17 protein-coding genes are annotated in these 20,191 nt (G+C 50.2%); all 17 read left to right on the forward strand.

The window, feature by feature from the left end; genetic code table 11:
- Window positions 1–6 precede the first annotated feature (6 nt).
- The 17 genes from ACYVEA_RS21610 to ACYVEA_RS21690 all read left to right on the forward strand — a co-directional run bounded on the left by ACYVEA_RS21610 (window position 7) and on the right by ACYVEA_RS21690 (window position 20,097).
- Window positions 7–1,176, forward strand: a complete 1,170-nt coding sequence (locus tag ACYVEA_RS21610) for a sugar transferase (RefSeq protein ID WP_461115521.1) — start codon at window positions 7–9, stop codon at window positions 1,174–1,176.
- Window positions 1,155–2,105 carry a glycosyltransferase family 2 protein gene (locus ACYVEA_RS21615; protein WP_461115522.1) on the forward strand — a complete coding sequence of 317 codons (951 nt, stop codon included), beginning with the start codon at window positions 1,155–1,157 and terminating at the stop codon, window positions 2,103–2,105. Before ACYVEA_RS21610 ends, ACYVEA_RS21615 begins: the two co-directional genes overlap by 22 nt.
- A gap of 24 nt (window positions 2,106–2,129) precedes the next feature.
- Entirely contained in the window at window positions 2,130–3,323 is a 1,194-nt protein-coding gene (locus tag ACYVEA_RS21620; protein WP_461115523.1) for a glycosyltransferase family 2 protein, read from the forward strand.
- 26 nt (window positions 3,324–3,349) lie between these two features.
- The gene (locus tag ACYVEA_RS21625; RefSeq protein WP_461115524.1) at window positions 3,350–4,837 is read left to right on the forward strand and encodes an O-antigen ligase family protein; all 1,488 of its coding nucleotides are present in this window, start codon (window positions 3,350–3,352) and stop codon (window positions 4,835–4,837) included.
- Complete coding sequence (locus ACYVEA_RS21630) at window positions 4,834–6,048, forward strand: glycosyltransferase (protein WP_461115525.1); 1,215 nt, start codon at window positions 4,834–4,836, stop codon at window positions 6,046–6,048. Before ACYVEA_RS21625 ends, ACYVEA_RS21630 begins: the two co-directional genes overlap by 4 nt.
- 28 nt (window positions 6,049–6,076) lie before the next feature.
- Window positions 6,077–6,925, forward strand: a complete 849-nt coding sequence (locus ACYVEA_RS21635) for a TolC family protein (protein WP_461115526.1) — start codon at window positions 6,077–6,079, stop codon at window positions 6,923–6,925.
- A 4-nt stretch (window positions 6,926–6,929) separates the two neighbouring features.
- Window positions 6,930–9,164: a GumC family protein gene (locus ACYVEA_RS21640; protein WP_461115527.1), complete on the forward strand. Its 2,235-nt coding sequence runs from the start codon at window positions 6,930–6,932 to the stop codon at window positions 9,162–9,164.
- Window positions 9,161–10,597: an MOP flippase family protein gene (locus tag ACYVEA_RS21645; protein ID WP_461115528.1), complete on the forward strand. Its 1,437-nt coding sequence runs from the start codon at window positions 9,161–9,163 to the stop codon at window positions 10,595–10,597. Before ACYVEA_RS21640 ends, ACYVEA_RS21645 begins: the two co-directional genes overlap by 4 nt.
- A 22-nt stretch (window positions 10,598–10,619) precedes the next feature.
- A complete protein-coding gene (locus tag ACYVEA_RS21650; RefSeq protein WP_461115529.1) occupies window positions 10,620–11,576 on the forward strand; it encodes a hypothetical protein in 957 nt (318 codons plus the stop codon).
- 14 nt (window positions 11,577–11,590) lie between these two features.
- The gene (locus tag ACYVEA_RS21655; RefSeq protein ID WP_461115530.1) at window positions 11,591–12,463 is read left to right on the forward strand and encodes an alpha-1,2-fucosyltransferase; all 873 of its coding nucleotides are present in this window, start codon (window positions 11,591–11,593) and stop codon (window positions 12,461–12,463) included.
- Window positions 12,464–12,501: 38 nt separating this feature from the next.
- The gene (locus ACYVEA_RS21660; protein ID WP_461115531.1) at window positions 12,502–13,599 is read left to right on the forward strand and encodes a glycosyltransferase family 4 protein; all 1,098 of its coding nucleotides are present in this window, start codon (window positions 12,502–12,504) and stop codon (window positions 13,597–13,599) included.
- Window positions 13,600–13,614: 15 nt separating this feature from the next.
- Window positions 13,615–14,751, forward strand: coding sequence for an acyltransferase family protein (locus ACYVEA_RS21665; RefSeq protein WP_461115532.1), 1,137 nt, complete (start codon window positions 13,615–13,617; stop codon window positions 14,749–14,751).
- Window positions 14,720–15,580, forward strand: coding sequence for a glycosyltransferase family 2 protein (locus ACYVEA_RS21670; protein WP_461115533.1), 861 nt, complete (start codon window positions 14,720–14,722; stop codon window positions 15,578–15,580). Before ACYVEA_RS21665 ends, ACYVEA_RS21670 begins: the two co-directional genes overlap by 32 nt.
- A 49-nt stretch (window positions 15,581–15,629) precedes the next feature.
- The gene (locus ACYVEA_RS21675) at window positions 15,630–17,126 is read left to right on the forward strand and encodes a T9SS type B sorting domain-containing protein (protein ID WP_461115534.1); all 1,497 of its coding nucleotides are present in this window, start codon (window positions 15,630–15,632) and stop codon (window positions 17,124–17,126) included.
- Between the two features lie 43 nt (window positions 17,127–17,169).
- The gene (locus ACYVEA_RS21680) at window positions 17,170–18,045 is read left to right on the forward strand and encodes a glycosyltransferase family 2 protein (RefSeq protein WP_461115535.1); all 876 of its coding nucleotides are present in this window, start codon (window positions 17,170–17,172) and stop codon (window positions 18,043–18,045) included.
- 41 nt (window positions 18,046–18,086) lie between these two features.
- The gene (locus ACYVEA_RS21685) at window positions 18,087–18,875 is read left to right on the forward strand and encodes a glycosyltransferase (RefSeq protein WP_461115536.1); all 789 of its coding nucleotides are present in this window, start codon (window positions 18,087–18,089) and stop codon (window positions 18,873–18,875) included.
- 118 nt (window positions 18,876–18,993) lie between these two features.
- A complete protein-coding gene (locus ACYVEA_RS21690; protein ID WP_461115537.1) occupies window positions 18,994–20,097 on the forward strand; it encodes an acyltransferase family protein in 1,104 nt (367 codons plus the stop codon).
- Window positions 20,098–20,191: the final 94 nt, after the last annotated feature.

Consider the following 20,191-nt stretch of genomic DNA (forward strand, 5'->3'; position numbering starts at 1 on the left):
GTGGTCATGCAGGAAGTGATAGTGGATAGCCAACCGTTTCGTATTCTTTACGTTGAGCAGGACGACCAGCGCGTTCAGGCCTTTCAACAAGCATTTCAATCGATAATCGATGTAATTAATGTTCCCGATGTACGATCAGCTCTGGCGCATCTGGATGGACAGAATCCAGTTGATCTGGTACTGTATAATGACTCGCTGGATAGTACTGTCTTTTTAAAGAGTCTGGGAACAAGACGTAATCTGGGCAGCTTACCGGTTCTACTGTTGACGGATCGGACAGGCATTGATCTGACGGCTGATCCATTTCATGGGCATGTCATTGATGCATTCTCGCATGATTACTCCAAAGATGATCTTCGCGTTCGGTTAAATTACCTGATCCGGAAAAAGGAATACGAACAAAAAGGCCATATCAGCTCTAAATCGGCTTCCATCCGTATTCCTATTGGCAAACGCCTGTTCGACATTGGCCTTTCCTTATTAATTCTAATAATGATATCGCCTATACTGCTGGTTGTTGCCATACTGGTAAAGCTCGACTCGAAAGGGCCTGTTTTTTACAGTTCCAAACGCGTCGGTACGGGTTTCAAAATATTCGACATGTACAAGTTCCGCACCATGCGGACGGACGCCGACCAGCTACTAGCCAGTATGGCCTCTCAGAACATGTATAACAAAGTCAGCGCCGAAAAACCGGCCGACGACCGGTGCGAAGATTGCCAGTTAGCGGGTTTGGTCTGTCAGCAGCCCTTGTTTATGGACAACAAACAGGTTTGCGAACGGCTTCATCTGCGCGAACAAAAGGCGAAGGCTATGTTCACCAAGTTTAAGGAAGACCCGCGCGTGACCCGTTTAGGCAAAGTGCTACGAAACACCAGTGTTGACGAACTCCCTCAGCTATTTAACATCCTACGGGGCGATATGTCCTTCGTTGGCAATCGGCCATTGCCGCTCTACGAAGCCGAAAAACTGACGACAACCGGCTATGGACGCCGGTTTGCTGCACCCGCCGGCCTGACGGGGCTTTGGCAGGTTACCAAGCGCGGGAAGACCAAAGTGTCGGATCAGGAGCGCATCCAGCTCGATGTGCTGTATGCCAAGAGCTACTCCTTCCGTACCGACATGCTCATTCTTCTGAAAACACTTAAAGCAGTATGGCAGAAGGAGAACGTATAGATACGATGCCCCTGATCTCACTGATTACCATCAACTACAACCAGGCGGTGGTGACGTGTGATCTGCTGGAGTCGACCCGAACCCTGACCTATCCACGATACGAAATAATCGTGGTTGACAACGGCTCGCGGGAAGACCCAACCGAACTCATCCGACGGGGCAATTATCCGAACGTAACGGTAGTGGTCAGCCCCGAAAATCTGGGCTTTTCGGGTGGCAACAACCTGGGGATTCAGCATGCCCGGGGCGACTATTACTTTCTCCTGAATAACGACACCATTGTCACCCCGAATTTGCTGGAACAATTGCTGGCTCCGTTTTATCAGGATTCGACGATTGGGGTAACCTGCCCCAAGATTCGGTATTTCGATGAGCCTACCATTATTCAGTATGCGGGCTATCATCCCCTGAATCAATATACGGGCCAGACCTGGGCCATAGGCTTAAAGGAACCTGACCAGGGCCAGTACGACCAGCCGGGTCCAACTTTTTTTGCCCACGGCGCGGCAATGCTGGTTAGCCGGGCGGTGCTGAACCGGGCCGGTTCGCTCGACGATAGTTTTTTTCTGTATTACGAAGAGCTGGACTGGTCGGCGCGAATCCGGCGGGCAGGCTTTCAAATTTATTACCAGGCCAAAGCTCTGATTTACCATCGGGAATCGATGAGTGTTGGCAAAGCGAATGCCCTGAAAGTCTACTATCATACGCGCAATCGCCTGTGGTTCATGCGACGGAACGTAGCGGGTTTACCCTTACGGATTTTTTACCTGTATTATTTTGGACTGGCGTTGCCAAAAGCACTGCTCCAGTATACCCTGCACTGGCAACCCACCTACCTGAAAGCGGTAAAAGACGCCATTGTCTGGAATTTAACACATACCAGTAAGCAACCAGCTCCATCGGAATCGCCCGTGGAAATGGCTGTTTGATCGAGCTTTATCAAGACAGAACGGATGGAATTACTGCTACTTATCAGTATTGGACTTGTACTTTACACTTACCTCGGTTATGGCCTGGTGGTGTGGGGGCTTATCCAGCTACGACCCAAACGGCCAGCCGTGGCCGATATATCGGATGAGTTTACGCCAGACGTAACCCTGATCGTACCAGCCTACAACGAAGCCGATTGCCTGCCTGCCAAAGTAGCCAACTCCCTCGGGCAGCTATACCCCCGCGAACGAATTCAATACCTGTTTGTAACCGAAGGATCGACCGACGGTTCGGATGATTACTTACACACGCACTACGGCGATTCGATTGATGTGCTGGGCGGTACCGAACGGCGCGGTAAAGTAGCGGCTATGAATCGGGCCATGCAGCAGATCCAAACGCCAATCGTCATTTTCACCGATGCCAATACGCAACTAAATCCACAAGCGGTCCGGAATATCGTTCGGCATTTCCGCGACCCACAGGTGGGGGCGGTAGCTGGCGAGAAACGAATTCAAACCACCAACGCCGAATCGGCAGCCGGATCGGGTGAAGGGCTTTACTGGAAATATGAATCTCAGCTCAAGCGGTGGGATGCCGAATTACAAACCATTGTCGGAGCGGCCGGGGAGCTATTCGCCGTTCGGACCCACTTGTACGAGCCAGTGTCTACCGATACCATCCTCGACGATTTCATGATTTCACTGCTGATTGCCGGTCAGGGCTATCGGGTGGCCTATGAGCCGGAAGCCTATGCGCTGGAACGGCCATCGTTTTCGATCCTGGACGAGCAAAAGCGTAAAATCCGGATTGCCGCGGGTGGTTTCCAGTCGATGGCTCGCCTGACCGGTTTGCTCAACCCATTCCGTCATGGCTGGCTCACGTTCGAGTATGTGTCACACCGGGTTATGCGGTGGGCCGTCACCCCCCTTTGCCTGCCCCTGATTTTGCTGCTCAACACCGGGCTGGTCTTCCGTGACGGCTGGGCTTCCGGCTGGGGACTGCTTCTGATGGGGCAAATTCTGTTTTACGGAGCGGCCTGGCTCGGCTACATTCTCGAAAAGCGTCAGCTACGCTGGAAAGCCGTTTTTGTTCCGTTCTATTTCACGTTCATGAACGTCTGTGCGCTGGCGGGGCTGGTTCGCTACCTACGCGGTAATCAGTCGGGAACCTGGGAAAAAGCACGACGGGCCGATGCTGTCGACGCAGCCATTTAACTGTTTTTGTCTGGTACTGACTCGTTATGGCACAATCGACTTATTTACTGACGAACCAACCCTCGAACCGATTCTGGCTCTATAGCCTGGCAGGTGGCCTATACGCCATTGGCGCAGGCTACCTGATCAGTAAACTGGGTGGCACGGGAGCCATACTGTCCATCCTGGCCCCTGTGGTGCTAACAATGCTGATCATGGTATTGCTCGATCCCCGGTTTGGCCTGTTTCTTTATTTACAGCTTAGTTTTGTTGTTGGCTTTGTTCGCTTTGTCCAGATCGATGTTCCGGTCGGGTTATTAATCGACGGGCTGTTAGCGTTAACGCTGCTGAGTCTGTTCATAAATGGCCAGCGGATGGCCTGGCACCGACTGCGCAACCCGGCCTTCATCCTGATTGTCATCTGGTTTCTATATACAATCATCGAGCTGTTCAACCCTGAAGCTCCCTACCAACCCGCCTGGTTTTATCATGTGCGCCCGTTTTCTCTGCACTGGTTTATGGCGGCCTGCATTGCTCTTGTAGCGCCTATTACCCGAAGAGACATCAGCATCATGGTCAACTCCTGGCTAGCCTGGTCGTTTCTGGCCGCGCTCTGGGCCTTCAAACAGCAATATATTGGTCTGGCACCGGCCGAAGTAGTGTGGCTCAACAGCGGTTTCAATGCCAAAACGCACCTGCTCTTTGGCCAGCTCCGGTGTTTTTCGTTCTACTCCGATGCGGCCCAGTTTGGGGCCGAAATGGCGGGGGTTACGGTAGTGGCGGTTATCCGGGTTTTTGAAGAGAAAAAGCTGCTTTACAAGCTGGGCTTTCTGTTTCTGGCACTGGTCTACTTCTGGGGCTATGCCGTTTCAGGAACGCGCAGTGCTCTTTTTGTAATGCTTGCTGGTTTTCCCTTCTACCTACTCCTGAAACGGGATTTCCTGAAGCTTCTCATCGGTATGGTCCTGGCAGTTCCTCTGGTGCTGCTGCTGCTCTACACCAGCGTTGGCAGTTCCAACTACCAGGTGCAGCGCATGCGGTCGGCCCTGACGCCCATGAACGATCCCTCGTTCCTGTTGCGCCTACAAAATCAGGAGAAATTGGCCTTGTACCTGAAAGACCTGCCGTTTGGTGCAGGCATCGGTACGTCGGCGGATGCGGGGTCACGGTTTACACCCCAGCACTGGGCAGCCCAGATTCCACCCGATAGCTGGTACGTTGAGGTTTGGATTGAGGCTGGCCGCGTCGGCCTTACCCTATATATCCTGATGTTGCTGGGTCTGATAGGCATTGGTGTTTATCGTGTCTGGCAGTTGAAAGACCCCTGGGTGATCAAAATCATGTATGCGTTTCTGGCGGAATTCGTGGGCATCGCCGTAATGGGATATTCGAACCCGGTGTTGAGTCAGTTCCCGACAACAAGCGTCGTTTTCATCAGCACGCTGTTGATTGCGACCTGTTACCGGTGGGATGTCAATCCGGCCACTTCAGCGCTACCAACGGAACAAAAACGATTAGCCCACGGCCCGCTATGAACCAATTTGACAGCATCATCTGCATCACGCAAACGCCCTGGAAAGGTGACTTCCAGAAGGCTGCCGTTCAGCTCATGACCGAGTTGTCGGCCCGGAACCGCGTGCTGTATGTCGATTATTTATATACACTCAAGGATTTAGCCCAGGGTATGGGCGGCCGGGGAGACATACCCGTCCGGGACATAATGCGGCTGCAAAACCCCTTAACCACTCTAAAAACGGAGCAGGGCGGTGGGGAGCTATTCGTCTGGACACCCCCCATCATGCTACCTGTCAACTGGCTATCGAACGAGTCGCACGACCGGTTGCTCCAGTGGAACATTAGCCGACTGGTTAGTAAGCTGCGGGGCGTCATGCGCAAACTAGACATGCATCGGCCGTTGATTATCAATGCCTATAATCCTGTCATTGGCTTGCCCTTACTAGGCAAGCTGAATGAGTGCGCAACGATTTATTATTGTTTCGATGAAATCACAACGGCGGGGGACTGGATGAGCCGTCATGGCACGCGCTACGAAGAGGCCTTCCTCCGGCGCGTCGATGCCGTAGTCACCACATCGGAAACCTTACGTCAGGACAAATCGACGGTACAGCCTCAAACCTTCTGCGTAAAGAACGGGGCCAATTTTGAGCTATTCAACCTGGCCCGTCAACTGGCGCAGCAGCAACCTCCCGTTAAACCAGTCGTTGGTTACCTCGGCTCGGCAGACAACCGGATCAATATTGACATCATGGAGTATTGTGCCCGAACGATGTCCGACGTTGAGTTTCAGTTTATTGGCGAGGTTCATGAACTTGACTTGCCCGCCCGTTTGGCACCTTATCAGAACGTAACGTTTATTCCGCCCCATCAGCCGAACGACCTCCCTCCCCTGCTGGCCAAGCTGAGCGTGGGCATCATTCCATTTGTCTGTAACCGGCATACGTATACCATTTACCCGCTCAAAATCAATGAGTATCTGGCGGCCGGGCTCCCCGTGGTGTCGACTCCATTTTCGATACTGGACGATTTTGATGGCATCATCGAGCTGGCCGATACCCCGGAACGGTTCGCTCAGGCACTCCGTCGTGCCCTGGCCGACACGACTCCTGCACGCATTCAGCAGCGGGTCGACACAGCACAGGGCAACTCGTGGGAACAGCGGGCCCGCGAGTTCGAGGCCGTCATCCAGAAAGTACCCAAAGCCTGGCGACAGGAACAGCCAGCCTAATCGATCAATTTTCAATCTACAAACCGTAATGACTTCTTTCAGGAAACAGGAACACATGAAACAGCATCCATTTAACCGACTTATCCGCTTTAGCCAGCAGTTTCTGCCGGGGTTACTGCTGCTGGTTGCCATACACACATATGGGCAGGGCGCCCTTCCTCAGCAAGCTCCCGCGGCCAAACCAGTGGTAACAACCACGACTACCGTAGGTCTGGATAGTATGATTTTCGACTTTAACCGGGACATCGCCGTTCAGTTAATCCCGTTTGAGGACATCTACCAAATGGCCCTTAAGTATTCATCAGTCGTGAAATTTGAGGGTGGTATTGCCAGCGCTCAGCAAGCTGCTTATCAGCTATCGAAGCTACAGATTCTGCAAAACATGTCAGGCTTTGCCAATTACTCGACGGGTAATCAGGCCATTCTGTCAACAGGATCAGCTATTAACGATCAGTTAGGCCAGATTTCGAACGGATATCGGGCTGGGGTCAACATAGGCATCAGCCTGCACGATTTATTCGGGCGACCTCAGCAAATCCGCCTGGCCAGAGCCAATTATGAATCAGCGCTGGAACGGCAACGCACCTCCCAAATCGGACTCAAGAAGGAGTTATTCAACCTGTATCAGGACCTGCAACTGTCCCAGCGGATTTTACAGATACGCCTGCGCGATGAACAGGTCGCGCTCACCGCTTTCCGGATTGCCGAAGTCGAGCTGCAAAAAGGAAAAATCACGCCCGAAGCGCACGCTTTCAACAGCAGCCGCTATGCCAATACCCAGTCGTCGGTTGAGGAGTCCAAGTCGGAGTTTACCAAAAATATTTATGCCCTTGAATTGCTCGTTGGTGTACCCATTTATCAATTGAAACGCAACTAACCCTATGACACTCCAAGGACTTGGTCGGCTTCTGAAACAGCACCTCATTTGGTTTATCCTGTTTCCATGCCTGGCAGCAGGAACGGTCTATTATTTCATGCGCAATGAAGCGAAGGTATACAAAGCCAAAGCAACGCTATATACTGGCATTACGTCTGGCTACTCCATCCGATCGGCCGAAGTAGGCTCTAACGTGGATTTTTCGGCCATTAGCAATGCGTTCGACAATATCCTGACAACGCTCACCTCTAACCAGACACTCTACCAGGTGGGCGTCAAGATGTTGAGTGACCATTTACAGTTGACTAAACCTACAGCAGAACAGCTCTCGTCAGCCAGCTTTCAGCAGCTACAGCAGGCTGTTCCGGCCAGTTTACGCCAGTCGTTGATCCGGCCGGGCGACCCCGACTACACCCGCCGTCGGATAGACAGCCTCGCCCAGAGCAAAACGGACAATCCGATCAAAGCTCTGTTGCTTAATCCGAACTCCTATTATTCGGCGGACTACATCAGTAAAAAGCTGAAAGCCAGCCGGAAAAACGCCAGCGACATGCTGGATATTGAATATGAAGCGGGCGATCCGGCCGTGACACAGCAGACGCTGACGCTGGCGATCAACGAGTTAAACGAACGATACACATCGCTCAAACGAGGTGAGACCAACCCGGTCATCAAGTATTACCAGGATAAAGAGAAAGCGGCCAAGCGGCAACTCGACAACGCCGAAGCGAAACTGCGGGCGTTTAACGTACAGCACAATGTGCTCAATTTTGAGGACGAACTGAAAACCCGTTCGGCAACCCGTGATGCCCTGATAGCGGAATACAACACGGAGGTAATGCGCAATCAGGCGGCTAAAGCAGCGATGAATGCCCTGAACCAGCGGATGACTCAAGGCGGAAGCCTGCTCAAAATCAACACGGCCTTAACCGATAAGCAGGCGGAATTGACAGCCGCTGAAACGCAATTGATCAACGCCCGGACCAATGGACAGCCCCAGGCATCACTAGATCAGTACCAGGCAAAAATCAATAAAGCGTCAGCAGAACTCCAGCAGATTGCCCAGAATTACTTTGCCGCCGATAACTCCGCAGATGCGATTCCAAAAGCAAAGCTGATCAACGAATGGCTGGCCAAAGTACTGGAGTTCGAAGAATCCGGCGCCCGGATGGGCGTAGTGAAAAAACGCCTGGACGACTACCAGACCGAATCGACAAGCTTCCCCCCGCTGGAGTCTGAACAACGGCAGCTGACCCGTGAAATGACCGTGGCCGAAAAAGATTACCTGAGTCTGATACAGTCGCTGAACCAGGCCAACACACATCGGCAGGATATCGCCATCGACGGAGCTATGTCCGTACTGGACCCGCCCAATTTCCCATATGCAGCCCAGCCGTCCAAACGCATGCTGTTCACGCTGATTGGGGCGGGCGTTGGCCTGGTCATAGCCCTGCTGCTGGCAGCCATACGTTTCTGGGCCGATAAGCGGATCAATTCGCTGGAGGAGGCCGAGCAACGTATTGGTCGCCCGGTTACGGCGCTGTTTCCAACGGTTAAAAAATTCGCCGTCAATTCCCGCCCCAGCCGGGCTGCGGTCAGTATGTTCGAGCAACTGGGCAATGCCATCAACATTGACATCGAACAGCAACCGACGCCTACCCGCCCACCCCTCATTACGTTGTTCAGCATACGGTCGGAGCAGGGAAAAACCTGGTTTGCGCACGGCCTGATCCGGCTGTATGCGGAGTCGGGGGAACAGATAGCCTATTTTTATCCGCAAAAGGCAGAATCCGATCGAAAGTTTGAGCAGGATGGTATAACCTTTTTTCCGTACGAGTTACAGCCAAACTTTATGAACGTACGGGAGCCAGAAGATTTACTCCCATCCGAACACAGCCTGGCAATCAGCACATTCAATAAAATTATCCTGGAGCTCCCCGCCCTTATCGGCAGTCCGATTCCATTACATCTGGTTAACCGAAGCGCCGTTTCGCTCATGATTCTGACGGTTAGCACCGTCTGGAGCCGTCGGGATAGCCAGTTGTTTGAACTGTATGCCAAAGCCGCCAGGCATCCAATTCTGGTTGCGCTGAATAAGGTTGATGGAAGCGATACGGACGGACCAACCCTTAAAGATGTTGAACAGGGTGTGATTCGAACCAAGCGCTATGCCGAACCGAACGAGGTGACACACCGTGTAGGTGCCAATGAAACGATTCTTGATCAACAGACGAAATGAGTCATAAGCAACAGGCCGTAAGCGGTGGCAAGTGGATAAGTATGTCCACGGCGATTTCCACACTGTTTCAGTTTGGCCAGGTAGCTATTCTGGCCAGACTGCTGGAGCCGTCGGCTTTTGGTATCGTCAGCGTCAGTGCGCTGCTGATTGCGTTTTTCAGCATTTTCGCGAATCTGGGCTTCTCGAATTCCATCATCTATAAACAGGAAGAAGACCAGCAGGTACTCTCAACCATTTACCTGTTGAATCTGGCACTGGGTCTGTTTATCGGGGTAGCCCTCTTTTTTAGCTGGCCGCTCGTGGTGGCGTATTATAAAGAACCCCGGCTGGAAAAGGTCATCAAGTTCTCGTCGCTGTACTTTGTCATCGTCTACTTCGGGCAGATCTACTATTTTCTGTTGCAGAAAGAACTCCGCTTCAAGGCCATAGCCAGTATTGATATCACCGGAGCCGCTATTGGTACGGGCGTTACCATCTTACTGGCGTTCAATGGGTTCGCGGAGTTATCCCTGATTTTTGGTCAACTGGCGCAGCAGAGCGTAAAATCGGCGCTTCAGGTGGTGTTGGGGGCGTCGTTGTTTTCACCGAAACTGACATTTGACCTGAGCCTTATTAAAGAGCACCTACAGTTTGGGCTCTACAATGTGGGCGACGGTATTGTTGGGTTCATCCAGGCCAATTCCGATAACATCCTGGTCGGCGGCATGCTGGGCGTAAAACAACTGGGCTATTATACCCTGGCGTCTCAACTGGCGGTTTTCCCCATCACGCGGCTCAACCCGGTTATTTTACAGGTAGCCTACCCTATTCTGGCCAAGTTCAAAGGCGATAACAACGAACTTAAAAAATCGTACCTCACCATTCTGGACTTGCTCAGCTACATCAATTTACCCCTGCTGGCCGGGCTGTTCATCACGGCCGACAGTGTTGTTCCGCTATTCTACGGTCCCGGCTGGGAGCCCACCATTCCACTCATTCGCATCTTCGTATTTGTCAGCATTTTCACCTTTCTGAGTAACCCCCTGTTCACTCTGGCCTTTTCGAAAGGCAAGCCCAAACTGCTGTTTTTATTAAACGTAGTGACGCTTTTCATCAAGATACCTCTCGTTTACCTGTTCGCCCGTTACTGGGGCGTTACGGGTATTGCCATGGCTTTTCTGGTGGCGACGCTGGCCAATCTACTCATCAATTTCCGGGTTGTCCGGTCGCTGATTGGCCCGTTTGTGGGTGAGTTTGCGCAGAATATTCTGAAGCCGATTCTCTTCTGCCTGGTCATGGTAGGTGCGATTGCCCTATACAAATCGTATGCCGATTCGGTCAGTGTTTTCAATACATCGACGCAGGTACTCATTGGCGGGCTGATTTACATTGGCCTCACACTCCGGTATAAATTATCCTTTGCTGAACTCAAAACGATGGGAAAAGCAGCCTGATGTTTTTCCCGATCAATGCCTTATGCAACAGCTAATCCTAAAATCACTGTACGTAGTAGCCCGGCTGCGATACCCGAAACTCCGCAAGGATCTGGGTTATTTCGTGCGGGACAACTATTACTGTAAGCTGGTTCAGGGCCGTCATATAGTTCAGGATTATATCCTGAAAAAGAAATACAAGGTGATCAGCTATCATGGTGAGTTTGACCAGGAACTGCGCTACGTACTTCCCTTTGCCTACTGGCATCATCTGAATGGCACGCTCCTGAAAACGATCGGGGCTCAACATACGAAGGAGTTCTACTTTTTCAGCCCCGATCATGAGGAACGCTTTCAGCAGCGCGTCTGGCGGGAATCTTACACGCACTATGATGTGCCGAACATGACGCACAGCAACTCCTACAGTTTCCGGAACTGGACGCAGGTGCCCTATAAAGCGCATTTTCAAAACAACATGTTCGTCTACGCCAAGCCGATACTGATTATCGCCAACAAGTACAACGTCGAGTGGGATCAGCCGCCCATCAATTTCCTGGACATCCCCACACTCGACCAGATCATCAGGACGTATGGCGCCAAGTATCAGATCATTTACAACCGTCCGCTACCGAGTCAGATTGTACAGGATAACAGCGAAACCATGCAGTTGAACGAGCATGCCTGGCTACGGAAAAACCATCCTGACGTCGTGCTGATGGACGATCTGTATGCCCGTTTTTATCCGCAGATCGTCAACAATTATAATCACCTGCAACTGATGGTCTATGCCAACTGCGACCATTTTATTTCGATGCATGGCGGCACAGCCGCGCTGGCAAGCTGTTTCGGCGGAACGAATATCATTCTGTCGAATCCAAACTGGGGAATGGAACATCATTTCAATGAATACCAAACCTTGTTTCCCAAGCTCTCAGGCGCTACGATTCTGCATGCCCGCGACCGGGACGAGGTTCTTACGCACCTGAACAACTACTATTAATAGCCTCAACCAGTATGATTATCAGCAGAATAACCAGTGGCTTAGGAAATCAGCTTTTTCAGTATGCCGTTGCCCGGCATCTCGCCCTGAAAAACAAGACGGCTTTGTACCTGGATCTGAGCTATTACAAGTACCAATACGACACTGATACGCCCCGCGCGTTTAAGCTCGGACATTTTTCGGTGCCCTACCGCATTCTTCAGCAATCGCCGGTCGAGTACCTGTCCAAAGCCACCAAGCTGCTGCCCAATCGGAGTTTGCCACCCTTCTTCCTGTTTCTGAAAGAAAAACACTTTCACTTCGATGAGCAGGTGCTGGCAGCCCGTGGCCAGTGTATTACACTGGATGGATTCTGGCAATCAGAGGCTTACTTCCGGGAAAACGCAGATACCATTCGGCGTGAATTGATGCTGACCGGTGCGCCAAGTCCTGAGTTCGAGGCCTACCAACAACAGATTCGTGACGCATCAATGCCGGTTTCGGTGCATGTTCGGCGGGGCGACTACGTCAATCATCCGGAATTCAGCCAGACGTTCGGGTTTGTTGGCCTCGATTATTACAAGCAAGCCATTCGTCAGGTGACCAGCCTGCTCGAAAGTCCGCAGTTCTATGTCTTCAGCGACGATCAAGCCTGGGTACGGCAGAATTTACCATTACCCGACAATACGGTTTTTGTGCAGAATACAGGGCCAGACAGCGACGTTGCCGATCTGGTGCTGATGAGTCGGTGCCGGCATCATATCATCGCCAACAGTTCTTTTAGCTGGTGGGGGGCCTGGCTTAATCCTAACCCGGACAAAGCGGTGATCACCCCTAAACATTGGTATAAAAACAAACCTGACTGGAACACGAAAGACCTGCTTCCATCAACCTGGCTCGCCCTGTGACCACTGGCCGTATGGGCCGATTCAACCGCTGATGCACCATGACGAAAGTATTTATTGATCACCAGAAATTCACGACGCAAAAGTACGGCGGTATCAGTCGCTACTTTGCCAACATCATCCAGGGCATTAAGCGTACCGATACCATGACGTATCAGTTAGGGGTGCTGCACGCCAAGAATCACTATATCCAGAATGAACCGCTGCTTATGAAAGGTAATCTCAGCGATCGGGTGCTGAACCGGAACGAACGCTACGATTATCTGCTGAATGAGTTCTACTGCAAACGTCTGCTGGAAAAAGCGGATTTCGATGTATTTCATCCCACCTACTACGATCCTTATTTTATCAAGCCGCTCCGGAAACCGCTGGTAATCACCATTCATGACATGACCTATGAGCGGTTGCCGGAATATTTCTGGGCGCAGGACCCGCTCACGCAGCAAAAGCGGCTGAACATCGACCGGGCGGATTCCATCATTACGATCTCCAACACCACCCGGAAGGATTTGCTCAATTTTTTTAACGTAGATCCTAAAAAAGTCTCTGTTATCTACCATGGCATTGATATAGAGTCGCCCCTGCAAACGGCACCCGTAGCCAACCTGCCTGAGCAATACGTACTGTTCGTGGGAGACCGCAGCGGCTACAAGAATTTTTACCTGTTTCTGAACGCGTTTCGGCAACTGGCTCCCCGCTTTCCAGACCTGCATGTGGTGCTGGCTGGTGGTGGCAAACTGGAAATTGCCGATCGGGAATTCATTCAGCGCCTGGGCCTGACCGATCGGGTACGGCACATCAACGCGACCGACGAGCAATTGAATTTCCTGTATCAGAACACGCAGCTGTTTGTTTATCCGTCTCTGTACGAGGGGTTTGGGCTGCCCATTCTGGAAGCCTTCAAAGCAAAGAGCCCGATGCTCCTCAGCGACACCGAATGTTTCCGGGAGGTAGCCGCCGATGCAGCCGCGTATTTTAAACCCACCGATATGGATGATCTAATTGACAAGCTCGAAGCTACGCTCACCAATAGTGTCCTGAAAGCGGAGTTGGTGCAGAAGGGAACAAAGCGGCTGGCAGATTTTGCGCTTCAGAAATCCATCGATCAGACATTAGCTATTTATAAATCGTTGGCCTGATTTACGCCTGACACTATGAGATTTCGAGCAGTTGATTCATTCCGGGGTATGGCGGCCATTATGGTCATTTTATTCCATATGCAGCACCTGAGCCCGCTGGCGGGAAATGCGTTTGTGGCGAAAAGCGACATTTTTGTCGATTTCTTTTTCGTGCTGTCCGGTTTTGTGATGACCCACAGCAATTTCAAAAAAATCACAAATCTGGCCAGTATCAAACCTTTTGTCGTCAAACGATTCAACCGGTTATACCCGCTGCATCTGTTCACCCTGCTGCTGGTGTTGCTGTTCGAGATGGTCCGCTTCGGGATTGATCGATACGTAGTGCGGTTAACGAATTCCATATTCGGTGACGACAAAACATTTCTGTCGTTTCTGGCCAACCTGACCCTGACTCAGTCGCTGGACCTGTTTGACCGCGTCACCTGGAACGGCCCCAGCTGGAGTATCAGCGTTGAGTTTTATACCTACATCGTCTGGGCACTTTGCCTGGTTCTGTTTCGCAAAAATCTGCTCCTTTTCTGCGGGATCAGTTTCAGCCTGCTGGCCTGGTTCATCATACGTCATAATGGAAGCATCATCTACAATTATGATTACGGATTTGTCCGATGCCTGTATAGCTTTCTGATTGGCATGGTGGCCTATCGCCAGATGCGGCTGTTACCGAGTGGGTTAAGTTATCGGCAGAGTTCGTTCGTGGAAGTGCTGTTGCTGGGGCTGACGCTGGTTTCGATCTATTCCTTCACCCATGCCGAAAGCTGGCTGATGCCTCTTCTGTTTGCACTTGTCATCATGGTATTTTCTCAGGAGAAAGGAGCCATATCTACCTTTCTGGCGGCAGATCGGCTGTCTTTTTTGGGAAGGCTCTCGTATTCATACTACCTCAATCATACGGTTGTGCTGGCGGTGATGGACATAGCCCTGTTTAAGCTGGTCAAGCTGCCGCATACAGAAACGGGCAACCTGATTTACATCTTCGTTTGCCTGGCTTGCGTTCACCTGCTGTCCGTTTTCACCTACCGATACATCGAGCTGATTCTCCAACCCGCTTCGTCCAGCCATACCAGACCGGCCTTTGCAACTGGAGCGACGGTTCACCCTCAACCTTTAGCGCATTCCCGATATGAACATTCTGAAAGTCCCCGACTGGATTAGTGATTTCAGCTATCCATATGCTACGTTCAATGATATACCAAAATCGGTTTTCAGCACCATAAACCGTGATCTGAAACGCGTTCAACACCCAAATCCGCTGGTCAGCATTGTCATTCCGGCCTGGAACGAGGAGGTCAACGTGCTGCGTAGTATTGCGTCGCTGGCACGAATGAAAACGGATATTCCGTTCGAGATTCTGGTCGTCAACAATAACTCAACTGACCAGATGCAGGAGACGCTGGACAGCCTGCTGGTTCGGAGTGTGTTTCAACCCATTCAGGGGTGGGGCCCTGCCCGGCAAATGGGGCTGGAACAGGCACGGGGCGAGTATATCCTGACAGCCGATGCCGACTGCCTGTACCCTCCCGACTGGGTCAATGAGATGATGGCGGTGTTACGTCAGCCAGGGGTTGTCTTCGTCTATGGACGGTATTCGTTTATTCCATCGCCGGGTTTTTCGCGCTGGAAATTAGCCATGCTCGAAACGTTGAAAGATGCTATTGCGGAGGTTCGCCACCTGAAACGACCACACCTGAACGCCTACGGCATGAGTACGGGCTATGTTCGGGCGGATGCACTGAAGGTGGGGTATGTGATGCACAAAATTCGGGGTGAAGATGGTCGGCTGTGCTTCGATCTCATGCAGTACGGTACCGTGAAGCAAGTAAAAGCCGATAATGCCCGCGTCTGGACAGGCACCCGAACGCTGGCCAAAGATGGCAGCTTTTCGAGAACGCTCTTCCTAAAAATAGGGCTTGAGCTTCGTCGGCTGAAAGGCATGTTTGTTTCCCAACCACCCCACGACACAAAAACATCACTGAACCCTTAAGCCAGATCATACCCAGCGCCCTTTTTATAGCCTGAACTAAATCTCAGTTATGCCCCTTCGTCAACGCAAATCGGTTTCTTATCATTGGTTCTGCTACCTGTTCTTACTGGTACTGGCAATCAATACCGTATGCCCGGCGCAGTGCCTTGACGGATCGATCATCTGCGAAACGTTTGGGGCTGGATCACGCGGGCCGCTGCCTCAGGGGCAAACCAACTTTTTGTACCGGGTGCCACCCTGCCCCGCCGATGGAGAATATAATTTGACCGATACGGTGCCCGGCTGTGGCGGCAACGGCTGGCACGAACTCCGCCAGGATCATACCCCTAATGATGCGCGGGGGAATATGCTGGTGGTCAACGCATCTTATCAACCGAGCGAATTCTACAGCCAGAAAGCAACCGGTTTGTGCCCCGGCGTTACGTATGAATTTTCACTCTGGGTGCTGAATTTAAACCGGGAGCTGAAGGGCGGTGAATGTGACGGCTACAACCTGCGTAATCCCATTATTGCCATGCGGGTTGAACAGGCCGACGGTACCCTGATTACCGAAGTTGTTCAGCCAGCGGTTCCCCGTACGACATCACCCGTATGGGTTTCCCTGTCTATGCAGTTTGCGATCCAGACCAATAGCAATGATGTGGTGGTCAAGCTGATCAATAAAGGGCTGGGTGGCTGCGGCAACGATCTGGTTATCGATGACATTGCGTTTCGGCCTGTTCATCCGGCCTTAACCATTCAGTTTGTCAACTCGCCGGGCTCCGAACTAACCGTATGTGCTGATACCCGCCTGACCCTCAGCATTGGCAAAGCCGTTGGGTACCCTAACCCGGTTTACCTCTGGCAACAGAGCCGGGACAACATAAACTGGACTCCGGCCCCCGGCGCAGGGCAAGCAACCTACACCATTAACCCGGTTCTGGCAGGGCGTACCTATTATCGACTGCGGAACGCCCAGCCCATCAACGTAGCAGCTGTTGGCCGGGCGCAGTGTTCGGCCGAATCAAACGTCCTGGTTGTTAATGGCACACCCGACGCGCCATTCAGCCTGGGCGACGACCTTACATTTTGCGAGGACGCTTCCCATACGTTTCAGGTGCCCAACACACTGCCGCCAGGGACAACCTTTGTCTGGTCAGATCAAAGCAGCAGCCGTCAGCTAACCGTCAGCCTAGCCGGCACTTACTGGCTGGAAACCAGTTTAAACGGATGCACCTACCGCGATTCGGTGGAGGCTCTAACCCGAAACTGCCATCCGGAAGATATTTACGTACCCGAAGCCTTTTCGCCCAATAACGACACGGTGAACGATAAACTAGTCGTCTTTCACTCGGGCACATTCATTGACTATACCTTTCAGGTTTTCGATCGCTGGGGGAGTGTAATTTTTTTAAGCCGCCAGCCCGATCTGCACTGGGATGGTATGTATAAAGATTACCCTTGTTCAGAAGGGATATACGCCTGGACAATTCAGTACACTATTGCCAGCCCGGTGAACAAAGAGAATCATTTCGCCCGAAACGGCCAGGTTATGCTCATTCGGTAGGTAATCGTGCTATTTATTTTCCAAGTCATTAAATACAGTAACCATGAAGCCTATTACATGCAGCGTATTGGTCGCCACCTATAACCGCCCGGTTGCCCTGGAACGGTGTCTGCTAAGCCTGTTTGAACAAAGGCATCTGCCAACGGAAATCATTATCTGCGACGATGGATCGGGCGAACCAACCCGCCAGCTCATCGACCGCATGATGCCCATGAGCCCGGTACCGATGCACCATGTATGGCAACCCGATGATGGTTTTCAGTTGGCCCGCATTCGTAACATGGGCATGGCAGCGGCCAAGGGAACTTATATCATTCAAATAGACGGCGACGTAATCTTACATCCAGACTTTGTTGGAGATCATCTCCACCACGCCCGACCTGGGTTTTTCTTTTCAGGAACGCAGTACCACTTATCTCCTGAAACTACCCAGCGGCTTTTGGACGATTCAAGCCTATCTCTTTCCGATGCGCTACGTCAGATCAGCTGGTACCAGCCCCGACCAACGTCGATTAAAACGGCACTCCGTCAGTCCAGTTGGAACTGGAGTCGTCTTCGGATACTGCCGCTTCAGAAACTCATAGCCCAATTGTATCATTGGGATACGCACTATCACTACGTATCAGGCTGTAGTATGGGCTTCTGGTTTCAGGACCTGATCGAGGTTAATGGCTACGACGAGGAATTTACGGGCTGGGGCTGGGAGGACACCGATATTGCCCTGCGCCTGATGAACCTGGGCCGCCGATTACGGTTTATCCGCCTTGGTGCCATCCAGTATCACCTCTATCATCCTCAGGCGTCGCGTGGTCAGGAGCAGGCGAATCAGGAAAGAGCCATCCATACCATCCAGCAAAAATTAGTTGCCTGTGAGCATGGGTTGCAGCAACACTTTCAGCTTCAATCCCCGAACGAGTAAGCAAGTAGCTAAAATTGATTCCAGCCTACTTCTCAAATCTTATGCAACAAAATTACCACTTCCCTGAGGTCACCCTGTTAATCACCCACTATAACCGGAGTGCTTCGCTAGAGAATCTACTGAGAACTTACCAACGGTTGACGTGTCAGTTTGGTGACATTGTCGTATCAGACGACTGTAGCGCAGAGGTGCATCTCAATTACCTGAAAAAATTACAGAAAGAGTTTCCTTTTCGGCTCATTACGACTCCCGTGAATAAGGGGTTAGGAAATAACATCAATAAGGGGCAAGATGCGGTTACTACACCCTACACCCTGTATGTACAGGAAGATTTTGAACCTGCCCCCGAATTCCCCGCCCGGCTTGCCGAGTCGGTAGCTATAATAAAAGAGCGCTCTGATCTGGACATTATCCGCTTTTATGCTTACCTGCGGTATCCCTATTTGAAGCCTTTCAACAAGTATTTCTCGGAAATGTATTTCCCGGCCTGGGCGACGAATTATAATAAATTACACTATTACAGTGATCACCCTCACCTCCGGCGCAGCTCTTTTTTTGAGCGATTTGGCCGTTACGTAGAAGGAATAAAATCGGACCAGACGGAATATCGTATGTGTGTTTCCTTTATTCAAAATAAAGGAAAAGGATTATTCTACAACGACTATCAGCATCTGTTTTATCAAAAAAACAGCGAGGAGGAACCTAGTACTGTCAATCGCCAAAACTGGTCGACAACCACAAATCCTGTATTGGCTTTCGTGCGTTTTTTCTATAGGCAAATTAAATTCAATTACGACATTTACAGTAAACGACTACAGAAAACGCAGTAGTTTATAGCATGTGAATAAGCTATTATCCAATAGTTATCAATCTAGTTACCATATATCTCAACGAAACGCTAATTGCTAGACATAGGCTATTCACATTTTTATTTTTCAGGAAAGTTTTATGAAACACCGATTTGAAGTGCTTGATATTTTCAGGGGTATTTTTGCCTCTATGGTCGTATTTTTTCATCTGTCGGCATTTTCCGATACACCTATTCTCAACAACGAATTTATTTATAACTCTTTTATGTTCGTTGACTTCTTTTTCGTTCTAAGTGGCTTCGTAATTGCTTATAACTATCAGAGCATCTCCTCTTTTGATCAACTCAAGACCTTCTTAACGAAAAGATTGGTACGAGTTTATCCACTGCACCTGGTCATGCTTTTGATCTTCCTTGTCATAGAAGCGTCAAAGCATACGGCTTCTGCGTATGTTCACGTAAATAAGCTGGAGAATGCCAATAATAATATTTATAGTTTTTTTACCAATCTCTTCCTGATAAACTCTATACAGTTATTCAATATACACGATGTTAGCTGGAACATCCCGAGCTGGTCGATTAGTGCTGAAATGATTTCTTATATTGTTTTTGGCATAACATTAGTACTCCTTAGCCGATATAAATTACAAAGCAATAAGGGTATTTTCTTTCTCATAATCATTGTATTATGTGTACTGTTATTAGTTAATATAACCCATACGTTTAGAATTGATTACTCGTATAGTTACGGTTTTTTAAGAGGAATAATTGGTTTCTTTTCAGGAGCAATTTGTTATTCTGTTTTTTCAAATTCATATAATACAGTTAAGTCAATAAAAAAGAGCACCTTCGATATTGCCGAGATAGGCATATTACTTATTCTATTCCTAATGACTTGTTATGGCGCTTTTTTAAATAACATAAGCCTTATTTATGAAATACCTTTTTTTATGGCCATATACATTTTCTCTTTCGAAAAAGGAGCCATTTCTATTTTACTAAGAAAATCGATCTTCTTAAAACGCGTGGGCATGTATAGCTACTCCATCTATATGACGCACGCCCTATTGCTGAGTTTGTTCAATATAGTTTTTATACGAATTTTAAAATTCTCGCCTGCTTCTTACTCTTATTTATTTATTTTAAATTATTACCTCATTTACAAAGTATCACAGTGGACGTATGCAAACGTAGAGATGCGTTTTAAAATTAAAAAGCGGAGTATAGAACCTGTTACCTACTGATAGTTATTTTCAAATTATATACACCCGCAGTATCAAGCCATTATTTAGTATGAATTGATCTACCTATCCGTGTTGATTAATAGCTGACTCGCCT

The organism is Spirosoma jeollabukense, assembly GCF_054777855.1.